The sequence below is a fragment of the Methylobacterium sp. TK31 genome, from assembly GCF_055361545.1.
In genome coordinates this window covers 4,004,756-4,023,004 of record NZ_CM143964.1, presented here as the reverse complement: position 1 = coordinate 4,023,004, position 18,249 = coordinate 4,004,756, and the positions used below count along the sequence as shown (strand labels likewise).

The following is an 18,249-nucleotide window of genomic DNA, read 5'->3' as shown; positions in this document are numbered from 1 at the left end:
TCGCCCCCATGCGGTCGCCATGTCCCTCGCGCCGCGCCCGTCCGACACCGCCGGTTCCGACCCGTCCAGCCTCGACGCCTTCGCCCGGCAGACCCTGGCCGACCTCGAGGCGCGCGCCCTGCGCCGCCGCCTCGTCGACACCGCCCGCGGACCCGGACCGGAGGCGCGCCGGCAAGGTCGGAGCCTGATCTCGTTCTCCTGCAACGATTACCTCGGGCTCTCCGACGATCCGCGGGTGATCGCCGCGGCACAGGAGGCGCTGGCGCGCTACGGGGCCGGGGCGGGCGCCTCCCGCCTCGTCACCGGCAACCATCCCGTCCTCGCCGCCCTGGAGGCGCGGCTCGCGGCCCACAAGGGCAAGGCCGCTGCCCTGGTCTTCGGCAGCGGCTACATGGCCAATCTCGGCATCGTGCCGGCCCTGGCCGGGCCCAAGGACCTCGTCCTCGTCGATGCGCTCGGCCATTCCTGCCTGTTCGCCGGGACGCAGGTTTCCGGGGCGACGATGCTGCGCTTCCGGCACAACGACGTCGGGCACCTGCGGGACATCCTCGCCGCGCGCCGGGGTCGGCACGGACGGGCCCTGATCCTGACCGAGCGGGTCTTCAGCATGGACGGGGACCGCGCGCCCCTGGAGGCGATCCTGGAGGTCGCCGCCGCCCACGATGCCTGGACCCTGGTGGACGATGCCCACGGCCTGGGCGTGGTGGAGGCGGGCGCCCGCGCGCCCCTCGAGATGGGCACCCTGTCGAAGTCGCTGGGCTCCTATGGCGGCTATCTCTGCGCCTCGCGCGACGTCGTCGACCTGATGACGAGCCGGGCCCGCAGCTTCGTCTACACCACGGGCCTTCCGCCCGCTTCGGCGGCGGCGGCCCTGCGCGCCCTGGAGATCATCGAGGCGGAACCCGAACGGGCGGCCCGGACCCTGGCCCTCGCCCGCCGCTTCACGGCGCGGCTCGGGCTACCCGAGGCGGCCAGTCCGATCGTGCCCGTCCTCGTCGGCGCGGCGGAGGCGGCGCTGGCCCTCTCGGCCGCGCTGGAGGCGCGGGGCTACCTCGTCGTCGCGATCCGCCCGCCGACGGTGCCGCCCGGCACCGCCCGCCTGCGGGTGGCGTTCTCGGCCGCGCACGTGGCGGACCAGGTCGACGGCCTCGCCGATGCGCTGCGCGAGCTCGGCATCGGGCCGCAGAGCCCGTCCGAGTCCTGACGCGGACGGGGATCAGGAGTTGGAGCGGGCCTCGCTGCCCCCGTGATGGCGGTCCCGGAGCCGGTTCGAGCGCTCCTGCGCCCGCCGGCGCTGGGCCGAGAACCCGATCCAGCGCGTCACCAGGGGGCCGCGGCGGCGCATGATCTGCGCCGTGTTCCCGATGTCGTGGAATTCCACGGCCTCGTCCTCGGGGAGGCCCTCATCGGAGGATCCGTCGTGGCCGAAGGCTTCGGGATGGGTCTTTTCCGTCACGACCGTGAGTCTCCCCCGGGGATACTGAGTGGTGCCATGGGCAGGCAGGGCGATGCGCGAGAGCACGACGGGGCGGGCGCCGGCCGTCGCGTCCGGAAGGCCCGATGCCGCCGCGCCGGTCCTGTCGCCGGGGGATCGGAACGTGCGAATGTCAGCGGTCATCTCGCCTGTTGCCATCTGTGCGAGATCCAGCGTGGCGCGCCGCGCGCACCCGTGATCCCATCCCCTGCACGGCCCGGCCATCGGGTCCAGCAGCGTGGGCAACAGCATAATCGATCCCGCCGCCGGGTTGAGTCGGTTGCTTGGTCTGGGAGTCCATATCTGTTGTCTCGGCGTCCCAAACCGCCGCCCGGACGGTGATTTTCCGGGCTCGGAGGCGGGGCGCCGGACGATGGGCCGGCGCGGATGGGCCTGAATCCGGACCGGCGAATCCGGCGTCCGGCCGCGCACGGGGGCCCGGAGCGAGGCCGCGCTCAGGCCGCCGCGGGCGCCTCGCCGGCGGCGCGCTCGCGGGCGAGCTTGACCACGCTGACCTGATCGACCTTGCCGGTGCCGAGCATGGGGACGCGCTCCAGGACCACGACCTCGGCGGGCATCGCGATCTCCGGCACGCCCTTGCCCTTGGCGAAGCTCAGGTAGGCGGCGCGGGTCGCGTCCTTGGCTTGCGTGAACAGCACCAGCCGTTCGCCCTTGCGCGCATCCGGCACCGCGGCGACGGCGCTCGGCACGTCCGGCCAGAGTTCGGCCGCGACGGCCTCGACGCTCGCGAGCGACACCATCTCGCCCGCGATCTTGGCGAAGCGCTTGGCCCGCCCCTTGATGGTGACGAAGCCCTGGGCATCGAGGGCGACGATGTCGCCGGTGTCGTGCCAGCCTTGCGGAGGCGCCTCGATGCTGCCGGGGCGCTCGGGCCGCAGGTAGCCCAGCATGATGTTGGGGCCGCGCAGGGACAGGCGCCCCCCCTCCTCGATGCCGGGCACCGGCTCCAGGCGCCATTCCTGGCCCGGCAGGAGCCGGCCGACCGTGCCGAAGCGGTTGAACATCGGTGTGTTGAGGGCGACCACCGGGCCGCACTCGGTGACGCCGTAGCCTTCCAGGATGCGCAGGCCGAACTTCTCGCCCCAGGTCTTGCGGGTGGAATCCTTCACCGCCTCGGCGCCGGCCACCACGTAGCGCAACGAGCGCAGATCGTAGGAATGGGCGGTCTTGGCGTAGCCGGCCAGGAAGGTGTCGGTGCCGAACAGGACGGTGGCGTTGGAGCCGTAGATGAGTTCGGGCACGATCCGGTAGTGCAGGGGCGAGGGGTAGAGGTAGACCGGGACGCCCGAGACCAGGGGCAGCACCAGCCCCGCCGTTAGCCCGAAGGCGTGGAACACCGGCAGCACGTTGAACACTTTGTCGCTCGGGCCGAAATCGATCCGGGCCGCCACCTGCGCGGTGTTGGCGAGCATGTTGCGGTTGGCGAGCACCACACCCTTGGGCGCGCCCTCCGAGCCGGAGGTGAACAGGATCGCGGCCGGATCGTCGCCGCGCCGGGCCACCAGGGGCGCGCGTTTGGCCAGGAAGCCGCGCAGCTTGTCGCCCGTCGTGATGCCGGCGCGGATGTCCTCGAGGTAGACCAGGGTGACGGCGCCCCCGATCGCCTCCACGAGGGCGCCGAGGCGACCCTTCTCGATGAAGGCGCGGGAGGTCAGGACGGTGTCGACCTCGGCCGTCCTGCAGGCCGACAGGATATTAGCGGCCCCGGCCGAGAAGTTGATCATCGCCGGGACGCGGCCGGCCGAGGCCAGGGCGAACAGGGTGACGGCGGCGCCGTTGGCGTTCGGCAGCATCACGCCGAGCGGCTTACCCGGGGCGCCGAGCCCCTGGAGCTTGCGCCCCAGGATGTTGGCGCCCATCACCAGCCGGGAGAAGCTCAAGGCGCCGGTGGGATCCTCGACGGCCGTGCGGCGCCAGCCGTGGCGGTCGCCCGCCGCGATCAGGGCCTGCATCAGGCCGCGGTCGATATCCGTGGTGCGGAAGACGAGGTCGGACATGATCCCGTAGAGCGCGGCGCCCGCCGCCTGCCGGCGAGCCTTGCCCTTGAGGGCCGGGTCCACGTTAAGGGCGACCGGCGAAAGGATCGTGACGGTGACCTTCGGCCACCAGCGCCGCTTCACCTGGTTCTTCGACAGGCGCGAGAAGACCGTCTTCTCCAGGCCGTCGATCTTCACCGGCACCACCATGGCCCCGGATTTGTCGGCGATGAGGCCGGCCCCGTCATAGACCTTCATCAGGCTGCCGGTGACGGTGAGGCGGCCTTCGGGGAAGATGATCAGCGTCTCGCCGTTCTTGACCGCGTTGATCAGGGTGCGGGTGGCCAGGGGCCGGGTCGGGTCCAGCGGCATCGCCTTCGTCATCGCTAGGAAGGGCTTCACCCACCAGCGCTGCGCGATGCCGTGGTCGACGGCGAAGACGGGCTCCTGGTCGAGGAGCGAGAGGGCGAGCGGCGCATCGAGGAAGGAGACGTGGTTGAGGGCGATGATGGCGTTCGGGCCGGCCTTCTCGACGTTCTCGAGGCCGCGCACCTCCAGGCGGTAGAAGGCCCGGAACAGGATCGACAGGAAATCGCGGAACGGGCTCGTCGGCAGGACGGCGAGGATGACGATGCCGGCGATGAGGTTGAGCACGCCGAGCAGAGCGAGCAGCGCCGCCATCGACCAGCCGGCGCCCTGCAGGGCGGCGAGGCCCAGCGCCCCCGTCACCATGAAGGCGGCGGTGAGCACGTTGACGGCGCCGATGACGCGGGCGCGCTTGTCCTTGTCGGTCCAGGCCTGCACGGCGGCGAAGGAGGGCACGATGTAGAGGCCGCCCGCGACCGCGAGGCCGAACAGGTCGACCGTGACGCGCAGGCCGGTGCCCGTGGTGAGGAAGTCCCAGGCTCCCGAGGGATCGCCCGAGACGGGGGGGAGATGCGCGACCGTCCAGGCGAGGTCGAGGCCGAAGGCCCCCATCAGCAGGGCGCCGACGGGGGTGGGCAGCAGCACGATGCGGCCGCTGGCGAGCCAGGAGGCCAGTCCCGAGCCCACCGCGATGCCGATGGAGAACACCGCGAGCAGGGTCGTCACCACGGTCTCGGAGCCGTTGAGGCTCTGCCGCACCAGCACGGGAAGCAGCGACAGCACCACCGCCCCCACGAGCCAGAACCAGCTCACGATGAGCGAGCCGCGCCACAGCCGGGTGTCGCCCCAGAGATCGCGCAGGAGGGCGCCGGTGGAGCGGGCGACGTTGGGGTCGACCCGCAGGGTCGGGGCGGCCTCGCCGGTGGACGGGATCGCCCGGGCCGAGAGCCAGCACAGGACGGCGAACACCATGATCATCGAGCTGAAGGCCAGCGCGCCGCCGCCCATGGCGGTGGCGAGGCCCGCCACGATGGTGCCCAGCAGGATGGCGAGGAAGGTCGCGGCCTCGACCAGCGCGTTCCCGGCCGTGAGTTCCTCCCGGCGCAGATGGTCGGGCAGGATGCCGTACTTGATCGGCCCGAACAGGGCCGCGATCGTGCCGAACAGGCCCAGCGCCACGAACAGCACCGGGACGGCGTGCATCCAGAAGCCCAGGGCGGCGGCGGCGGCGGCGAAGATCTCGGCGAATTTCAGCCGCTTGGCGATGAGCGCCTTGTCGTAGCGATCGGCCATCTGCCCGCCGAGGCCAGAGAGGATGAAGAACGGGCCGATGAAGACCGCCCCCGCCAAAGTCACCAGCATCGGCGAGCCGCCGCCCTCGCCGCCCACCTTGAACAGGATCAGGAACACCAGGGCGTTCTTGAGGAAGTTGTCGTTGAAGGCCGAGAAGAACTGGCACCAGAACAGGGGTGCGAACCGGCGCGTCGTCATCAAGGTACGGAACATGGAAGTCTCCTCGGACGACGCATGACTGCCCGCGCGAGGCGGTAGCGTCAAATGGCAGGCCGTGCGTCCTTTGAACAACGTTCAAAACATATCGCCGCCGCAGATCGGGTTCAATGGCGCGATTGCACGGCGTGCAATCAGAGGGGCGGACCTGTGCGGCGGCACACCGTCGCCCGTGCAATCGGGGCCGGATCGGCGGAGCGGGAGTGGCGATGGCGGGGGTGGAGAAGCGGGGCACGGGCCCGCGCGGCGAGCACAATCGCGACGAGTTCCTGGCGCTGGTGACGAAGGCCGCCGAAGGGCTCGTCCGGCGCGAGGGCCTGCGGGGCCTCGGGATGCGCCGGCTCGCCAGTGCCATCGGCTACGCGCCGAACTCGATCTACAACGCGGTCGGCGACCTCGACGCGGTGACGATGCGGGTGAATGCCCGCACCCTGGCGCGCCTGCAGGCGACCCTCGAGGCGGCCGTGGCCTCGGAGGCCGCGCCGCCGGAGAAGGCCCTGGCGCTCGCCGATGCCTACCTCGCCTTCGTCGCCGCCGACCCGCAGGTCTGGAGCCTCGTCTACGAGCACCAGATCGCACCGGACAGTGCTTTCCCGGACTGGTACGCCGAGGCTCTGGGGCAGACGACCGATCTCGTCGCCCGGGTGCTCGCGCCGATGATCCCCGATGCGGATGAGCGCCGGCAGGCGGTGGCGACCCTCTGGGCGGCCCTGCACGGGCTCGCCTCGCTCTCGACCTCGCGCAAACTCGCGGTGCTGACCCCGGAATCCCCGCGCGACCTCGCGCGTCTGCTGATCCGGCGGTTTCTCGGGACATCGGGCTCGCTGGCGCCGGATCGGCAGGACGCCTGAGCGGTGCCGATCGGAGCGGTCAGCGCGCGGATCCGTTGCGGCGGTTGCTCAGGCCCTTGAACAGGGCCGGGTGCGGATCGTTGAGCCCGCGCGGGGACGAAGTCTCCGGCATGCCGGGGGGCGGGCTCGCTCCGGCGGCGGCCTCGCGCGCGCGGCTCTTGGCGCCGGTCCGCCGGGCGCTCCGGTGCGGGGTCTCGTCCTTCGTCCCGCCCTCGCCCGGCCGGGGCGAGGGGAAGAGCGACAGACCCCCGAAGGCCGCCAGGCAGGCGAGGCCGATGCCGGCGGAATGCCAGCTCGGTTCGGGCGCGAGCATCATCGCGCCGAGCCCGAATACGGCGAAGGTCGCGGCGAGGTTGCGCGCTGAGAGGGGATCGCTGGCCATGACCGCCATCCTGACGCGCCGCCGCTCACGAAGTCGTGAAGCGAGGGATTCAATTTGTAGGGATTAGGCGCTCGCGGCGCGACGATGCTCGGAGCGGCCCCCGCGAGCAGACCGGCAGTCACGGTTCGGGGATTGGGTGCCGGAGCCCGTGAAGCACAGCGTCCGGAACCGGCCCGGCGCGTCTCTCCGGACCTCGGCCGCAACCGGAGACGCCGAAAACCCGACTATCGGCTCGAACATCTTCCCGGTTCTGTTTCCTGCAACCAGCGGTAACTGCGTTCTATTTCGCGGAGGCGATATCTTAAGCATTCGCTGCGCTCTTTCGCTTCCAGCCGTGCATGCTGGTCTGGTCGGGCGGCTCCCCGGGTGAGGTTCGTCGTGTCGTTGCAAAATCTGTCCATCCGCGCCCGGTTGATCGCGGCCTTCTCGGTGATGACCCTGTTCGTGGTCGGGCTGGGTCTCCTCGGGCTCCTCGGCACGCAGCGCATGCGCGAGCAGAGCCTGGAGATCGAGACGAACTGGCTCCCGAGCATCCGGGTGCTGGGCGAGATCGACACCCTCACGGCGCGCATCAGCGCCGTCGTCCTGCGCCACACGCAGGCCACCGATCCGAAGCTCGCGGCCGTGATCGAGGCGGATCTGGAGCGCTTCGACAAGAAGCTGGCCGAGCGCCGGGCACTCTACGAGCCGATGATCGCCTCGCCGGAGGAGCGCGCCCTCTACGAGACCTACATGCGCGAGGCGGCCGCCTTCCTGCCCGTGCGCCAGGCCATCCTGGATCTGTCGCGCAGCGGCCAGAAGGCCCAGGCCTTCGAACTCTACGAGAGCAAGGGCCTGCCGGTCCGCCGGGCCGCCTCCAACGCCCTCGACAAGCTCTCCGCCCTCAACAACGACGGCGCCGCGCAGGCGCAGGCCCAGAGCAAGGCGGTCTTCGAGGACACCCGCAGCTGGGGCCTCGCGGCCATGGGCTTGGCGGTCGTGCTCTCGGCCCTCTCGGCCGTGTCGATCATCCGCGGCGTGTCCGGCGGCATCGGTGCCGTCGTGAGGCCCATGCAGGCGCTGGCGGCCGGCGACCTCTCCGCGACCATCCCGAACCAGGGGGCGCGCACCGAGATCGGCACCATCGCGGACGCCGTGCAGGTGTTCAAGGACGGCCTGATCCGGATGCGGGCCCTCGAGGAGGAGACGGTCCTGGCGCGGGCGGGGGCGGAGGCGCAGCGCCAGGCGGGGATGCGGGCGATGGCGGACCGCTTCGAGGGGGCGGTGGGGGGCATCATCAGCATGGTGACGAGCTCGGCCACCGAGCTGCAGGCCACCGCCCAGAGCATGGCCGGCACCGCCACCCAGACCGCCAACCAGTCCACCAGCGTGGCGGCGGCCGCCGACGAGGCCGCCTGCAACGTCAACACGGTGGCGGCGGCGGCCGAGGAGCTCGGCTCGTCGGTCCAGGAGATCGGGCGCCAAGTCAGCGCCTCGGCGGCCATGGCCCAGACGGCCGTGACGGAGGCGGCCCAGACGGCGGCCTTCGTGCAGACCCTCAACACGGCGGTGGCGCGCATCGGCGACGTGGTGACGATGATCACCTCGATCGCCGGCCAGACCAACCTGCTGGCGCTCAACGCCACCATCGAGGCGGCCCGCGCGGGCGAGGCGGGCCGGGGCTTTGCCGTGGTGGCGGCCGAGGTCAAGGAGCTGGCCAACCAGACGGCCCGGGCCACCGAGGAGATCGGCGAGCACATCGCCCAGATCCAGGGGTCGACGGGCCAGGCGGTGGAGGCGATCGGCGGGATCGCGGCGCGCATCCGCGAGATCAGCGGTGTGGCCACCTCGATCTCGGCGGCGGTGGAGGAGCAGGGGGCGGCCACCCAGGAGATCGTGCGCAACGTGGCCCAGGCGGCCATGGGCACGGGGGCGGTGACCACCAACATCGCCGGGGTGGCGGGGGCGGCCGAGGAGACGGGGGCGGCGGCCGCCCAGGTCCTGGGCGCGGCCTCCGAGCTCTCGCGCCAGTCCGAGCATCTCAGCGCCGAGGTCCAGCGCTTCCTCGCCACCGTACGCGCCGCCTGAGCGGCGACGAGGACGATCGGATAAAAAAGGGCCCGGAGCGATCCGGGCCCTTCGGCGTCTCAGCGGCCGGCGGGCGCGCCGGGCGCGACGTCGGTCATGCCGGGGGCCGGACGGCCGGTCGAGCCCGTGGTCGGGACCCGGTCCTGGGCCGGCGCGGTGTCGGCGGGAGCGCCGTACTGGGAGGCGTTCCGCGCGCCGTTCTGCTCCAGCTCCTGGGCCGGCGCGTTGTTGGCCGAGCCCGGGCCGCTGCCGGCGGCGAGGGCGGCGCCCCCGAGGGTGAAGGTCGCGATGACGGCGAGGGTGACGGCTTTCATGGGGAACTCTCTGCGGGGCGTCGGGGCCGGGCGTCGGGGGCAGACAACGTCCGTTCGACGACAGGTGTTCCCGGGGCGGACGGGGCGGTGGTTTGGCGGATCCCGCCGCGCGGGTGCCGTGAGAGCGGCGTCACCGGTGCCCGCCGCGACGCTCCGGTCCGGGCCGGGAGGCCCGTCTCAGGCCAGGGCCGCTTCCGCCTGCCGGTAGGCCACCCCGTGGGCCACGTAGCCCTCGACCACCCGGGCCATCATGGCGCGCTTCTCGGCATCGAGGGGTCCGAGGATGCGGGCCGGGCGCCCGCCCCAGAGATGGCCGCCCTCCAGGAGCTGGCCCGGATCGGTGGCGGCGCCGGCGGCCAGCAGCACGTCGTCGGCGATCACGGTGCCGGGCGCCACGACGCAGCCGATGCCGATCAGGCTGCGCGCGCCGATGCGGCAGTCGGAGAGCCGGACGTTGTGGCCGACCGTGGTGTCGCGCCCGAGCACGACGCCCTCGCCGCGGCTGCGGATGACGCTGTTGTCCTGGATGTTGGTGTTGGCCCCGACCACGATGGGGCCGACCTCGGCATGGAGGTCGCAGGAGAACAGCACGGTGGAGCCGGCGCCGAGGGCGATGCGGCCGCGCAGGCGCGCCGTGCGGGCGACGTAGACGCTGGGATCGGGCTCGGGCTCGTCGGCGGCCGGGGGCGTCGGCAGGTCGCCGGAGGCCTCGCGCAGGCGCTCCGCCTGCTCGGCGATCTCCGGCAGGCTGATCGCCCGCACCGCCTTGGCGGGGCTGCCCGCATAGGCGAAGCCGGCGGCCAGATGCGCCCGGGGGAACACGGTGGCCCCCGCCTCGATCAGCACGCCGCTCTCCACGCGCGCGCCGTCGAGCACGATCACGTCGTCCTCGATCACCACGTCCGAGCCGACGGTGCAGGCATGCACCACGGCGTTGCGGCCCACCGTCACCCGGTCGCCCACCAGGGTCGGGTAGGTGTTGGTGGCGATGTGGACGGTGGAGCGGTGGCCGAGCCAGAAGCGCTCGCCGATGACGATCCGGTCGCCGTCGGCGCGGATGACGCTGTGGTCGCCGAGCCAGGCCTGGGCGCCGAGGGTGGCGTCACCGATCACCGTGCTCGCGCGCCCGCACCAGACCGGACGGGCCGAGAAGACCGGCAGGACGCCGTCATGGGGCAGGATCAGCTCTGGGGTCACGGCGGAAAATGTCCTTCGCATCCCGGTGGCGTCGCCGGGCGTTCGGGGGCATAGAGCGCCCGTGCCCGTGAGGGCAGGTTCGCCGGGCCTCGTCAAGAGTGTAGCGCCCGGAAAGGCGGCTCCGGGCCGGGGCCGTTCCGAGGGGAGATCATGCCCGACGTCAGCATCCAGAGCACGCCCTTCGACGCCGGCGCCGAGATCGCGCGCCTCACCGACGCGCTCGGCGGCCGGGCCGGGGCCATCGTCACCTTCACGGGCTTGTGCCGCGACGAGGGCGGCCGTCTCACCGGGCTGGAGCTCGAGCATTACCCCGGCATGGCCGAGGCGGAGATCGGCCGGGTGGTCGAGACCGCCCGCGGGCGCTGGCCGCTCCAGGCGGTGCGCGTGATCCACCGCCACGGGCTCGTGGCGCCGGGGGAGGGCATCGTCCTGGTGGTCACCGCGTCGAGCCACCGGATCGCGGCCTTCGAGGCGGCCAGCTTCCTGATGGATTACCTCAAGACCCGGGCGCCGTTCTGGAAGCGCGAGCACCTCGCCGACGGCAGCACCGGCGGATGGGTCGAGGCGACGGAGGCGGACGACCAGGCCGCGGCCCGCTGGGACGCGACGACGGCCGGGCCGGCCTAGCCGCGCGGGGCCGTCCGGCGACGGAACCCAAGCTGCGCTGGCGACATCCTTTTGCAGGAGGGGTCTGGCGCTGGGCGGCCGGACCCGCCCGGAGATCCGTCCGACATCCGCGTGCCCGACCGGCACGCCAGGAGCCCAACCCGTTCATGGCCATTCCCTTCCTCAGCGAGGAGCCCGCCGGCCCGCGCCCGCGCCGCTGGTCGCTCGCCGTCTCCGGCATCGCCGTCGTGGCCTTCATCGCCGTCCTGGCGCTCGCCTGGATGGCGGCCTCGACCCTGCTCCTCGTCTTCGCCGGCATCCTGCTCGGCGTCTTCCTCGACGGGCTGACGCGCCTCCTCGGCCAGGTGATGCCGGGCAGCCGGGGCCTGCGCCTCAGCCTCGTCAGCCTCGTGCTGGCCGGGCTGACCCTGGCCCTCATCGCCTTCGGCGGCGCCACCATCGTGCAGCAGGGGCGGGACCTCGGCCAGACGGTGGCGGCCCAGGCCGGCACCGTGCGCGACCGGCTCAAAGATTACGGCATCGACGTGCCCGAGATCGCCCCCGGCAAGAGCGGCGAAACGAAGAGCGGCGAAAAGAAGAGCGACGAAAACAAGGGTGGCGCGAGCAAGCCCGTCGCCGGCGGAGGGGATTCGGGCCCTCGGCGCGACGACGATTCCGCATCCTCCGGCCATAAGCCCGGCGGCCTCGCGGGCCTCGCCTCGGGGGCGATGAAGAGCCCCGGCTCGCTGCTGTCGGATGCCGGCAGCGTGCTCGGGCCGGCGGCCACCGTGGTGATCGGCCTGTTCAGCGCGCTCGGCAACGCCCTCGTCATCGTCTTCCTCGGCCTCTCGGTGGCGGCCGATCCGGGCGCCTACCGCGACGGCCTCGTGCGCTTCGTGCCGCCCGCGCACCGGGAGCGCGCCACCGCCCTCCTCGACGGCATGGGCGAGACCCTGCGCCACTGGCTGTTCGGCCAGCTCGTCACCATGGCGGTGATCTTCGTCTGCACCTGGGCGGGCCTCGCCTTCTTAGGCATCGGCGGCGCCCTCATCCTCGGCCTCCAGGCCGGGCTCCTGGCCTTCATCCCGACCATCGGCCCGCTGATCGCCGGCGTCGTGATCCTGCTCGCCTCCCTGGCCTCGGGCACCACGGCGCTGCTCGGAGCCCTCGGCGTCTATCTCGCGGTGCAGACCCTGGAGAGCTACGGGCTGACGCCCTTCATCCAGAAGAAGGCCCTCGACATCCCCCCGGCCACGATCTTCGCCGGGCAGCTGGTCCTCGGCGTGATCTTCGGCCTCTGGGGCATCGCCCTGGCCCTGCCGCTGATGGCGGTGGCGAAGGTGCTGCTGGCGCAGCTCTACATCGAGGACACCCTGCACGAGGCGGCGGAGGGCTGAAGCCGCCGGCCCTCACTCGTCCATCAGCGGGTGCAGGTCGCGGACCATGCTCTTCAGGCGCTCGTCGAGGACGTGGGTGTAGATCTGCGTCGTCGAGATGTCGGCGTGGCCCAGCAGCTCCTGGACGATGCGCAGGTCCGCGCCGTTCTGCAGCAGGTGGCTCGCGAAGGCGTGCCGCAGCACGTGCGGGCTGACCCGGTCGGCCCGGAGGCCGGCCGCGGCGGCCACCATCTTCAGGTCCCGGGCGAAGGATTGCCGGGTCAGGTGCCCGCTCTCGCTGTCGGCGGGAAACAGCCAGGGGCCGTCGGCGCGCAGGTTGGCGAGGTGGTCGCGCATGGCGCTGCGGGCGATCTCCGTGAGCGGCACCAGCCGCTCGCGCCCGCCCTTGCCCCGGACCACGAGGTAGCGCTCCTTCGTGGAGGCCGCCGCCCGGGGCAGGGCGATGAGCTCCGAGACGCGCAGGCCCGTGGCGTAGAGGAGCTCGATCAGACAGAGCAGGCGCGTGCCGCGTGCGTCGCCCGCCGCGCTCTCGCGCGCCACCGCGAGCAGCCCGTCGACCTCGGCCACCGACAGCACCTTGGGCAGGGCCCGGACCCGCCGCGGCCCGCCGATCGGCGCGCTGGGATCGTCCTCGGCGAGGCCCTCGGCGTAGAGGAAGCGGTGGAAGCCGCGGATGCAGGAGAGCCGCCGCGCGGCGGAGGCCGCCGAGAGGCCGCGCGTCTCGAGGTCGGCGAGGTAGGCGCGCAGCGGCGCGGCCTCCATCGCGACGGGGTCGTGCCCGCCCCGCGCCAGGGCGGCGAGGTAGTCGGCGAGGTCGCGCCGGTAGGCCGCGAGCGTGTTGGCGGCCGCGCCCCGCTCGGCGGCCAGCATGTCGAGGTAGTCGCGGATCAGGACCTCGCCAGGAGATCCTTCAACCGGAGCTCCTTCATCCGGAGCCCTTTCGCCCCGAGCCTCTTCGCCCGGAACTCTCGCGCCCGGCCCGGCCGGGGCTGGGACCGGCGCCCGCGTCACCGGTTCGGCGGCTGCAGCTTCGAGGCCGGGATGGTCACGCTCATCTCGCGCGGCGTCGGCACCACGAAGGTCGCGAGCGCGAACATCCCCGCGAAGGCGAGCCCGGCCAGGATGGCGAGGGTGGCGAGGAAGCGGAACAGGGTCGGCACTCGGACGAACCTCGATCGTGCGGCGCTGGGGACGGGGCGCGCCTCGGGGGCCAGATGGCCTCGGGGGCCGGGGTAAGGCTGACGACAAGCTTGGGGTTGCATCACGCGCGGGCGCCGATGGCAATGACTTCGGGGCCACAGGCGCCGCGGCATTCCGGTGCGCGCGCCGCGCCGGGTGCTTCGCCCCCACCGGAAAACGCGCTAAGACCCGCCCAACGATGTGTAGATGTCCGTGATGACCGAAGTCCCTCCTCAGGGCGGCGTTCCGCCCCCGGGCGAACCGCCGGGCGCCGCCTCCGGCGGCGAGCCGATCGAACTGCGCCTGCGCCGGGCCCTCGGGCACCGGTCGATCGTGCTCGTCGGCCTCATGGGGGCCGGCAAGAGCACCGTCGGCCGCCGGCTGGCCACGCGCCTCGGGCTGATGTTCAAGGATGCCGACAACGAGATCGAGACGGCGGCCAAGCTCACCATCCCCGACATCTTCGCGATCTACGGCGAGCCGAGTTTTCGCGACGGCGAGGAGCGGGTGATCGCCCGCCTGATGCGCGAGGGGCCCCTGGTGCTCGCCACCGGCGGCGGCGCCTTCATGCGCGAGACCACCCGCGCCCGCATCGCCGAGGGCGGCGTCTCGATCTGGCTGAAGGCCGAGCTCGACGTGCTGATGCGCCGGGTGCGCAAGCGCGGCGGACGCCCGCTCCTCCAGACCGAGGACCCGGAGGAGACCCTGCGCCAGCTCATGGCCCAGCGCCATCCGGTCTACGCCACCGCCGACGTGGAGGTGATCTCCCGCGACGTCGCCCACGACCGGGTCGTCCAGGACGTCATGGAGGCCCTGGACGCCTATCTGAACCGTCCCTCGCAGACCGGAATCGCAGCCCAGTGACCGACCGCCGCACCGTGGCCGTGCCCCTCGACCAGGGGCGGGCCTACGACATCCTGATCGGGCGCGGCCTCCTCGACGAGGCCGGCCGGCACGTGGCCGCCCTCGGGGCGAAGGCGGCGGTGATCGTCTCCGACACCAACGTGGCCGCCCTCTACGGCGCACGCCTGCAGGACGGCCTCGCGGCGGCGGGCCTGCGCTCGGGCCTCGTCACCGTGGCCCCGGGCGAGGCCTCGAAATCCTACGCCACCTACGCGGCGGTCTGCGACGGGCTCCTCGCCCACAAGGTCGAGCGCAACGACCTCGTGGTGGCCCTCGGCGGCGGCGTCGTCGGCGACCTCGCGGGCTTCGCGGCCGCCACCCTGCGCCGCGGCGTGCGCTTCGTGCAGGCGCCGACGAGCCTGCTCGCCCAGGTCGATTCCTCGGTCGGCGGCAAGACCGGGATCAACTCGCCCCACGGCAAGAACCTCATCGGCGCCTTCCACCAGCCCCGCCTCGTGCTCGCCGACACCGGCACCCTCGACACCCTGTCGGAGCGGGAGATGCGGGCGGGCTACGCCGAGGTGGCCAAGTACGGCCTCATCAACGACGCCGCCTTCTTCGACTGGTGCGAGGCGCACTGGGCCGGCATCTTCGCGGGCGGGCCGGAGCGGGACGAGGCGGTGGCGATCTGCTGCCGGTCCAAGGCCGGCGTGGTGGTGCGCGACGAGCGCGAGGACGGCGAGCGCGCCCTGCTCAACCTCGGCCACACCTTCGCGCACGCCCTGGAGCGGCTGACCGGCTACGAATCCGCCCGCCTCGTCCACGGCGAGGCGGTGGCGATCGGGCTGGCGCTCGCCTTCCGCTTCTCCGCCCGCCTCGGCCTGTGCCCGGGCCAGGACGCGGGCCGGGTCGCCAACCACCTCGCCCTCGCGGGCCTGCCGACCCGGCTCCAGGCGGTGCCGGGCGGCTGCGGCGACGCCGATGCCCTCGTGGCGGCGATGGCCCAGGACAAGAAGGTCCGCGACGGGGCGCTGACCTTCATCCTGGCGCGCGGCATCGGCCGGAGCTTCATCGCGCCGGGCATCGACGGGGCCGAGGTCCGCGCCTTCCTGGATGCCGAGCTGAGCGCCGCTTGAGCGAATCCGGGACAGAGGACCCGCACCGCCGCATCGCCGCGCTGGAGGCCGAGATCGCCCGCCTGCGCGGCGCCCCGGCGGGACAGCGCGAGACGGAGCTGCGCCTGATCACCGACGCGCTGCCGGTGCTCGTGGCCTATCTCGACCGCGACTACACCTACCGGTTCAACAACCGCTACTACGAGACCTGGTTCGGGCGCCGGGTCGAGACCCTGGTCGGCCGTTCCGCCCGGGAGGTGCTCGGCGCCGAAGCCTTCGCGGAGCGCCGCCCCGACATGGATCGGGCGCTGGCCGGCGCGACCATCGCGGTCGACGGGTTCCTGCCGGACGGCGACGGCCGCCGCCGCGCCTGCGCCATCCAGTACATCCCGCGCCGGAACGAGGCCGGCGCGGTGGAGGGCTTCTTCGTCCTCGCCATCGACATCGAGGAGCGCCGGGCCGCCGAGGCCCGGCGCATCGCCGTGGCCGAGCTCGGCGACCGCCTGCGCGACCTCGACGACACCGCCGCCATCGCGTACGCGGCCGCCGAGATCCTCGGCACCACCCTCGGGGTCAGCCGGGCCGGCTACGGCACCATCGACCCGGTGGCCGAGACGATCCTGATCGAGCGCGACTGGAACGCCCCTGGCATCCGGAGCCTCGCCGGGACCCTGCATTTCCGCGACTACGGCTCCTACATCGAGGATCTGAAGCGCGGCGAGACCGTGACCTGCAGCGATGCCGACACGGACCCGCGCACCGCCTCCGGCGCCGAGGCCCTGAAGGCGATCAGCGCGCACGCCTTCGTCAACATGCCGGTGACCGAGCGCGGCGGCTTCGTCGCGCTGCTCTACCTCAACCACGCCACCGCCCGGTCCTGGTCGCCGGAAGAGCTCGCCTTCCTGCGCAACGTCGCCGAGCGCGTGCGGGCGGCCACCGAGCGCAGCCGCGCGACCGCGGCCCGCCGGGCGAGCGACGCGCAGTTCCACGCCTTCGCGCAGGCGGTGCCGATCCACGTCTGGGCGGCGTCCGCCGACGGGCGCCTCGACTGGTTCAACGCCGCCTGCGCCGCCTATTGCGGCCCCGCCCTCGAGGCCGTCCGGGGCGCGGCCTGGACCGCGATCGTCCATCCGGCCGACCGGGCGGCGGTGGAGGACTGGGAGGCCTGCTGCGCCGACGGCCGGCCCTATGCGGGCGAGGTCCGCATCCGCCGCGCGGACGGGGCCTATCGCTGGTTCCTGGTCCGGGCCGAGTCGATCCGGGCGGCGGAGGGCGCCATCCTGCGCTGGGTCGGCACCGGCACCGACATCGACGACCAGAAGGCCGCGAGCGCCGAGCTCGCCCGGCTCAACGCCAGCCTGGAGCGCCAGGTCGAGAGCCGCACCCGCGAGCGCGACCGCATCTGGGAGACCACCACCGACCTGATGGGCACCGCCGGGCTCGACGGCTACCTGAAGACCATCAACCCGGCCTGGAGCCGCACCCTCGGCTGGGACCACGACACCCTGCTCGCCCGGCCCTTCGCGGCTTTGATCGATCCGGCCGACCACGCCGAGACCGCCGAGGCGATCCGGCGCCTCGCCCGGGGCGAGACCGTGACCGGCTTCGTCGACCGCGTCCTGACCAGGGCGGGCGAGCGCCGCACGGTGATGTGGACGGCGGCCCCCGACGGCGAGACCTTCACCATCATCGGGCGCGACATCACCGACCAGCGCCGGACCGAGGCGGCCCTGCGCCAGGCGCAGAAGATGGAGGCGGTGGGCCAGCTCACCGGCGGCCTCGCCCACGACTTCAACAACCTGCTCACGGGCATCTCCGGCAGCCTCGAGCTGCTCCAGGCCCGGATGGCGCAGGGACGGGTCACCGACCTCGACCGCTACATCAACGCGGCGCAGGGCGCGGCCAAGCGCGCCGCCGCCCTGACGCACCGGCTCCTGGCCTTCTCGCGCCGGCAGACCCTGGCCCCGAAGCCCACCGGCGTGAACGGCCTCATCGCCGGCATGGAGGAGCTGGTGCGCCGCACGGTCGGCCCCGCGGTGACCATCGAGGTGGTGGGCGCGGCCGGGCTCTGGACCGCCCTGGTCGATCCGAACCAGCTCGAGAACGCCCTCCTCAACCTCTGCATCAACGCCCGCGACGCCATGCCGGAGGGCGGGCGCATCACCATCGAGACCGCCAACAAGTGGCTCGACCAGCGCGCCGCCCGCGAGCGCGACCTCGAACCCGGCCAGTTCCTCTCCCTCTGCGTCACCGACACCGGCACCGGCATGACGCCGGAGGTGATCGCCCGCGCCTTCGACCCGTTCTTCACCACCAAGCCGCTGGGCGAGGGCACCGGCCTCGGCCTGTCGATGATCTACGGCTTCGCCCGCCAGTCGGGCGGGCAGGTGCGGATCTACTCGGAGGTCGGCCAGGGCACGACGGTGTGCCTCTACCTGCCCCGCCACTACGGGGAGGCCGAGGCGCGCGAGGCCGAGGCCGACCTCGCCCACGCGCCCCGGGCCGAGCAGGGCCAGACCGTGCTCATCGTCGACGACGAGCCCACGGTGCGGATGCTGGTCACCGAGGTGCTGGAGGATCTCGGCTACACCGCGATCGAGGCGGCGGACGGGGCGGCCGGCCTCAAGGTGCTCGAATCGGACGTGCGGCTCGACCTCCTGGTGACGGATGTCGGCCTGCCCGGCGGCATGAACGGCCGCCAGATGGCCGATGCCGGCCGGGTCGCGCGCCCCGGCCTGAAGGTGCTGTTCATCACCGGCTACGCCGAGAACGCCGTGCTCGGCAACGGCTACCTCGAGCCCGGCATGCAGGTGCTGACGAAGCCCTTCGTGATGGAGGCGCTCGCCGGGCGGATCAGGGACCTGATCGCCGGGACCGACGGCGCGTGACCGGCCCGGCCCGCGCCGTGGTAATCAGGCGCTCGTCCTGACGACACCCTCCGGCATCGGCGCG

The 18,249-nt window shown here is 72.9% G+C and carries 15 protein-coding genes; 8 read left to right on the top strand and 7 right to left on the bottom strand.

Annotated elements, in window-relative coordinates:
* The first annotated feature begins 19 nt into the window (after positions 1-19).
* Positions 20-1,204, top strand: coding sequence for an aminotransferase class I/II-fold pyridoxal phosphate-dependent enzyme (locus ACXJY8_RS18625; RefSeq protein ID WP_463771896.1), 1,185 nt, complete (start codon positions 20-22; stop codon positions 1,202-1,204).
* A 12-nt stretch (positions 1,205-1,216) separates the two neighbouring features.
* Here ACXJY8_RS18625 and ACXJY8_RS18620 read toward each other — a convergent pair whose 3' ends face one another.
* Positions 1,217-1,726 carry a hypothetical protein gene (locus tag ACXJY8_RS18620; RefSeq protein WP_463771893.1) on the bottom strand — a complete coding sequence of 170 codons (510 nt, stop codon included), beginning with the start codon at positions 1,724-1,726 and terminating at the stop codon, positions 1,217-1,219.
* Between the two features lie 203 nt (positions 1,727-1,929).
* Entirely contained in the window at positions 1,930-5,343 is a 3,414-nt protein-coding gene (locus ACXJY8_RS18615; protein WP_463771889.1) for an acyl-[ACP]--phospholipid O-acyltransferase, read from the bottom strand.
* A gap of 212 nt (positions 5,344-5,555) precedes the next feature.
* Between ACXJY8_RS18615 and ACXJY8_RS18610 the strand changes: the two genes are divergently transcribed.
* Positions 5,556-6,197 carry a TetR/AcrR family transcriptional regulator gene (locus ACXJY8_RS18610; RefSeq protein ID WP_463771886.1) on the top strand — a complete coding sequence of 214 codons (642 nt, stop codon included), beginning with the start codon at positions 5,556-5,558 and terminating at the stop codon, positions 6,195-6,197.
* A 19-nt stretch (positions 6,198-6,216) separates the two neighbouring features.
* On the opposite strand, the gene ACXJY8_RS18605 is transcribed toward ACXJY8_RS18610, so the two are convergent.
* Positions 6,217-6,579 (bottom strand): hypothetical protein, encoded by a 363-nt coding sequence (locus ACXJY8_RS18605; RefSeq protein WP_463771884.1) that lies wholly within the window; start codon positions 6,577-6,579, stop codon positions 6,217-6,219.
* 378 nt (positions 6,580-6,957) lie between these two features.
* Between ACXJY8_RS18605 and ACXJY8_RS18600 the strand changes: the two genes are divergently transcribed.
* On the top strand, positions 6,958-8,646 hold the full coding sequence (locus ACXJY8_RS18600) for a methyl-accepting chemotaxis protein (protein WP_463771882.1): 1,689 nt from the start codon (positions 6,958-6,960) through the stop codon (positions 8,644-8,646).
* Between the two features lie 59 nt (positions 8,647-8,705).
* Here ACXJY8_RS18600 and ACXJY8_RS18595 read toward each other — a convergent pair whose 3' ends face one another.
* Complete coding sequence (locus ACXJY8_RS18595; RefSeq protein WP_463771879.1) at positions 8,706-8,960, bottom strand: hypothetical protein; 255 nt, start codon at positions 8,958-8,960, stop codon at positions 8,706-8,708.
* Positions 8,961-9,137: 177 nt separating this feature from the next.
* Entirely contained in the window at positions 9,138-10,157 is a 1,020-nt protein-coding gene (locus tag ACXJY8_RS18590; RefSeq protein WP_463771874.1) for a gamma carbonic anhydrase family protein, read from the bottom strand.
* Between the two features lie 150 nt (positions 10,158-10,307).
* Here ACXJY8_RS18590 and ACXJY8_RS18585 point away from each other — a divergent pair, with 150 nt between their 5' ends.
* Together ACXJY8_RS18585 and ACXJY8_RS18580 are read left to right on the top strand one after the other, a co-directional pair.
* Positions 10,308-10,784, top strand: a complete 477-nt coding sequence (locus tag ACXJY8_RS18585) for a molybdenum cofactor biosynthesis protein MoaE (protein ID WP_463771872.1) — start codon at positions 10,308-10,310, stop codon at positions 10,782-10,784.
* A gap of 146 nt (positions 10,785-10,930) precedes the next feature.
* Positions 10,931-12,160 carry an AI-2E family transporter gene (locus ACXJY8_RS18580; RefSeq protein ID WP_463771869.1) on the top strand — a complete coding sequence of 410 codons (1,230 nt, stop codon included), beginning with the start codon at positions 10,931-10,933 and terminating at the stop codon, positions 12,158-12,160.
* A 12-nt stretch (positions 12,161-12,172) separates the two neighbouring features.
* Here the strand turns inward: ACXJY8_RS18580 and ACXJY8_RS18575 are convergent, their stop codons facing one another.
* Together ACXJY8_RS18575 and ACXJY8_RS18570 are read right to left on the bottom strand one after the other, a co-directional pair.
* Positions 12,173-13,051, bottom strand: coding sequence for a site-specific tyrosine recombinase (locus ACXJY8_RS18575; RefSeq protein WP_463780790.1), 879 nt, complete (start codon positions 13,049-13,051; stop codon positions 12,173-12,175).
* A 116-nt stretch (positions 13,052-13,167) separates the two neighbouring features.
* Complete coding sequence (locus ACXJY8_RS18570) at positions 13,168-13,320, bottom strand: hypothetical protein (protein ID WP_055946764.1); 153 nt, start codon at positions 13,318-13,320, stop codon at positions 13,168-13,170.
* A 226-nt stretch (positions 13,321-13,546) separates the two neighbouring features.
* Between ACXJY8_RS18570 and ACXJY8_RS18565 the strand changes: the two genes are divergently transcribed.
* The 3 genes from ACXJY8_RS18565 to ACXJY8_RS18555 are packed head-to-tail and all read left to right on the top strand — an operon-like array spanning position 13,547 to position 18,185.
* On the top strand, positions 13,547-14,203 hold the full coding sequence (locus tag ACXJY8_RS18565) for a shikimate kinase (protein ID WP_463771864.1): 657 nt from the start codon (positions 13,547-13,549) through the stop codon (positions 14,201-14,203).
* Positions 14,200-15,318: a 3-dehydroquinate synthase gene (gene aroB, locus ACXJY8_RS18560; RefSeq protein WP_463771861.1), complete on the top strand. Its 1,119-nt coding sequence runs from the start codon at positions 14,200-14,202 to the stop codon at positions 15,316-15,318. The genes ACXJY8_RS18565 and aroB overlap by 4 nt, the downstream gene beginning before the upstream one ends.
* Positions 15,315-18,185 (top strand): PAS domain-containing protein, encoded by a 2,871-nt coding sequence (locus ACXJY8_RS18555; RefSeq protein ID WP_463771858.1) that lies wholly within the window; start codon positions 15,315-15,317, stop codon positions 18,183-18,185. Before aroB ends, ACXJY8_RS18555 begins: the two co-directional genes overlap by 4 nt.
* The last annotated feature ends 64 nt before the right edge of the window (positions 18,186-18,249 follow it).

Coding starts and splice junctions, on each gene's coding strand:
- ACXJY8_RS18625 (WP_463771896.1), top strand. CDS start 20: ATGTCCCTCGCGCCGCGCCCGTCCGACACCGCCGGTTCCGACCCGTCC.
- ACXJY8_RS18620 (WP_463771893.1), bottom strand. CDS start 1,726: ATGCTGTTGCCCACGCTGCTGGACCCGATGGCCGGGCCGTGCAGGGGA.
- ACXJY8_RS18615 (WP_463771889.1), bottom strand. CDS start 5,343: ATGTTCCGTACCTTGATGACGACGCGCCGGTTCGCACCCCTGTTCTGG.
- ACXJY8_RS18610 (WP_463771886.1), top strand. CDS start 5,556: ATGGCGGGGGTGGAGAAGCGGGGCACGGGCCCGCGCGGCGAGCACAAT.
- ACXJY8_RS18605 (WP_463771884.1), bottom strand. CDS start 6,579: ATGGCCAGCGATCCCCTCTCAGCGCGCAACCTCGCCGCGACCTTCGCC.
- ACXJY8_RS18595 (WP_463771879.1), bottom strand. CDS start 8,960: ATGAAAGCCGTCACCCTCGCCGTCATCGCGACCTTCACCCTCGGGGGC.
- ACXJY8_RS18585 (WP_463771872.1), top strand. CDS start 10,308: ATGCCCGACGTCAGCATCCAGAGCACGCCCTTCGACGCCGGCGCCGAG.
- ACXJY8_RS18580 (WP_463771869.1), top strand. CDS start 10,931: ATGGCCATTCCCTTCCTCAGCGAGGAGCCCGCCGGCCCGCGCCCGCGC.
- ACXJY8_RS18565 (WP_463771864.1), top strand. CDS start 13,547: ATGTCCGTGATGACCGAAGTCCCTCCTCAGGGCGGCGTTCCGCCCCCG.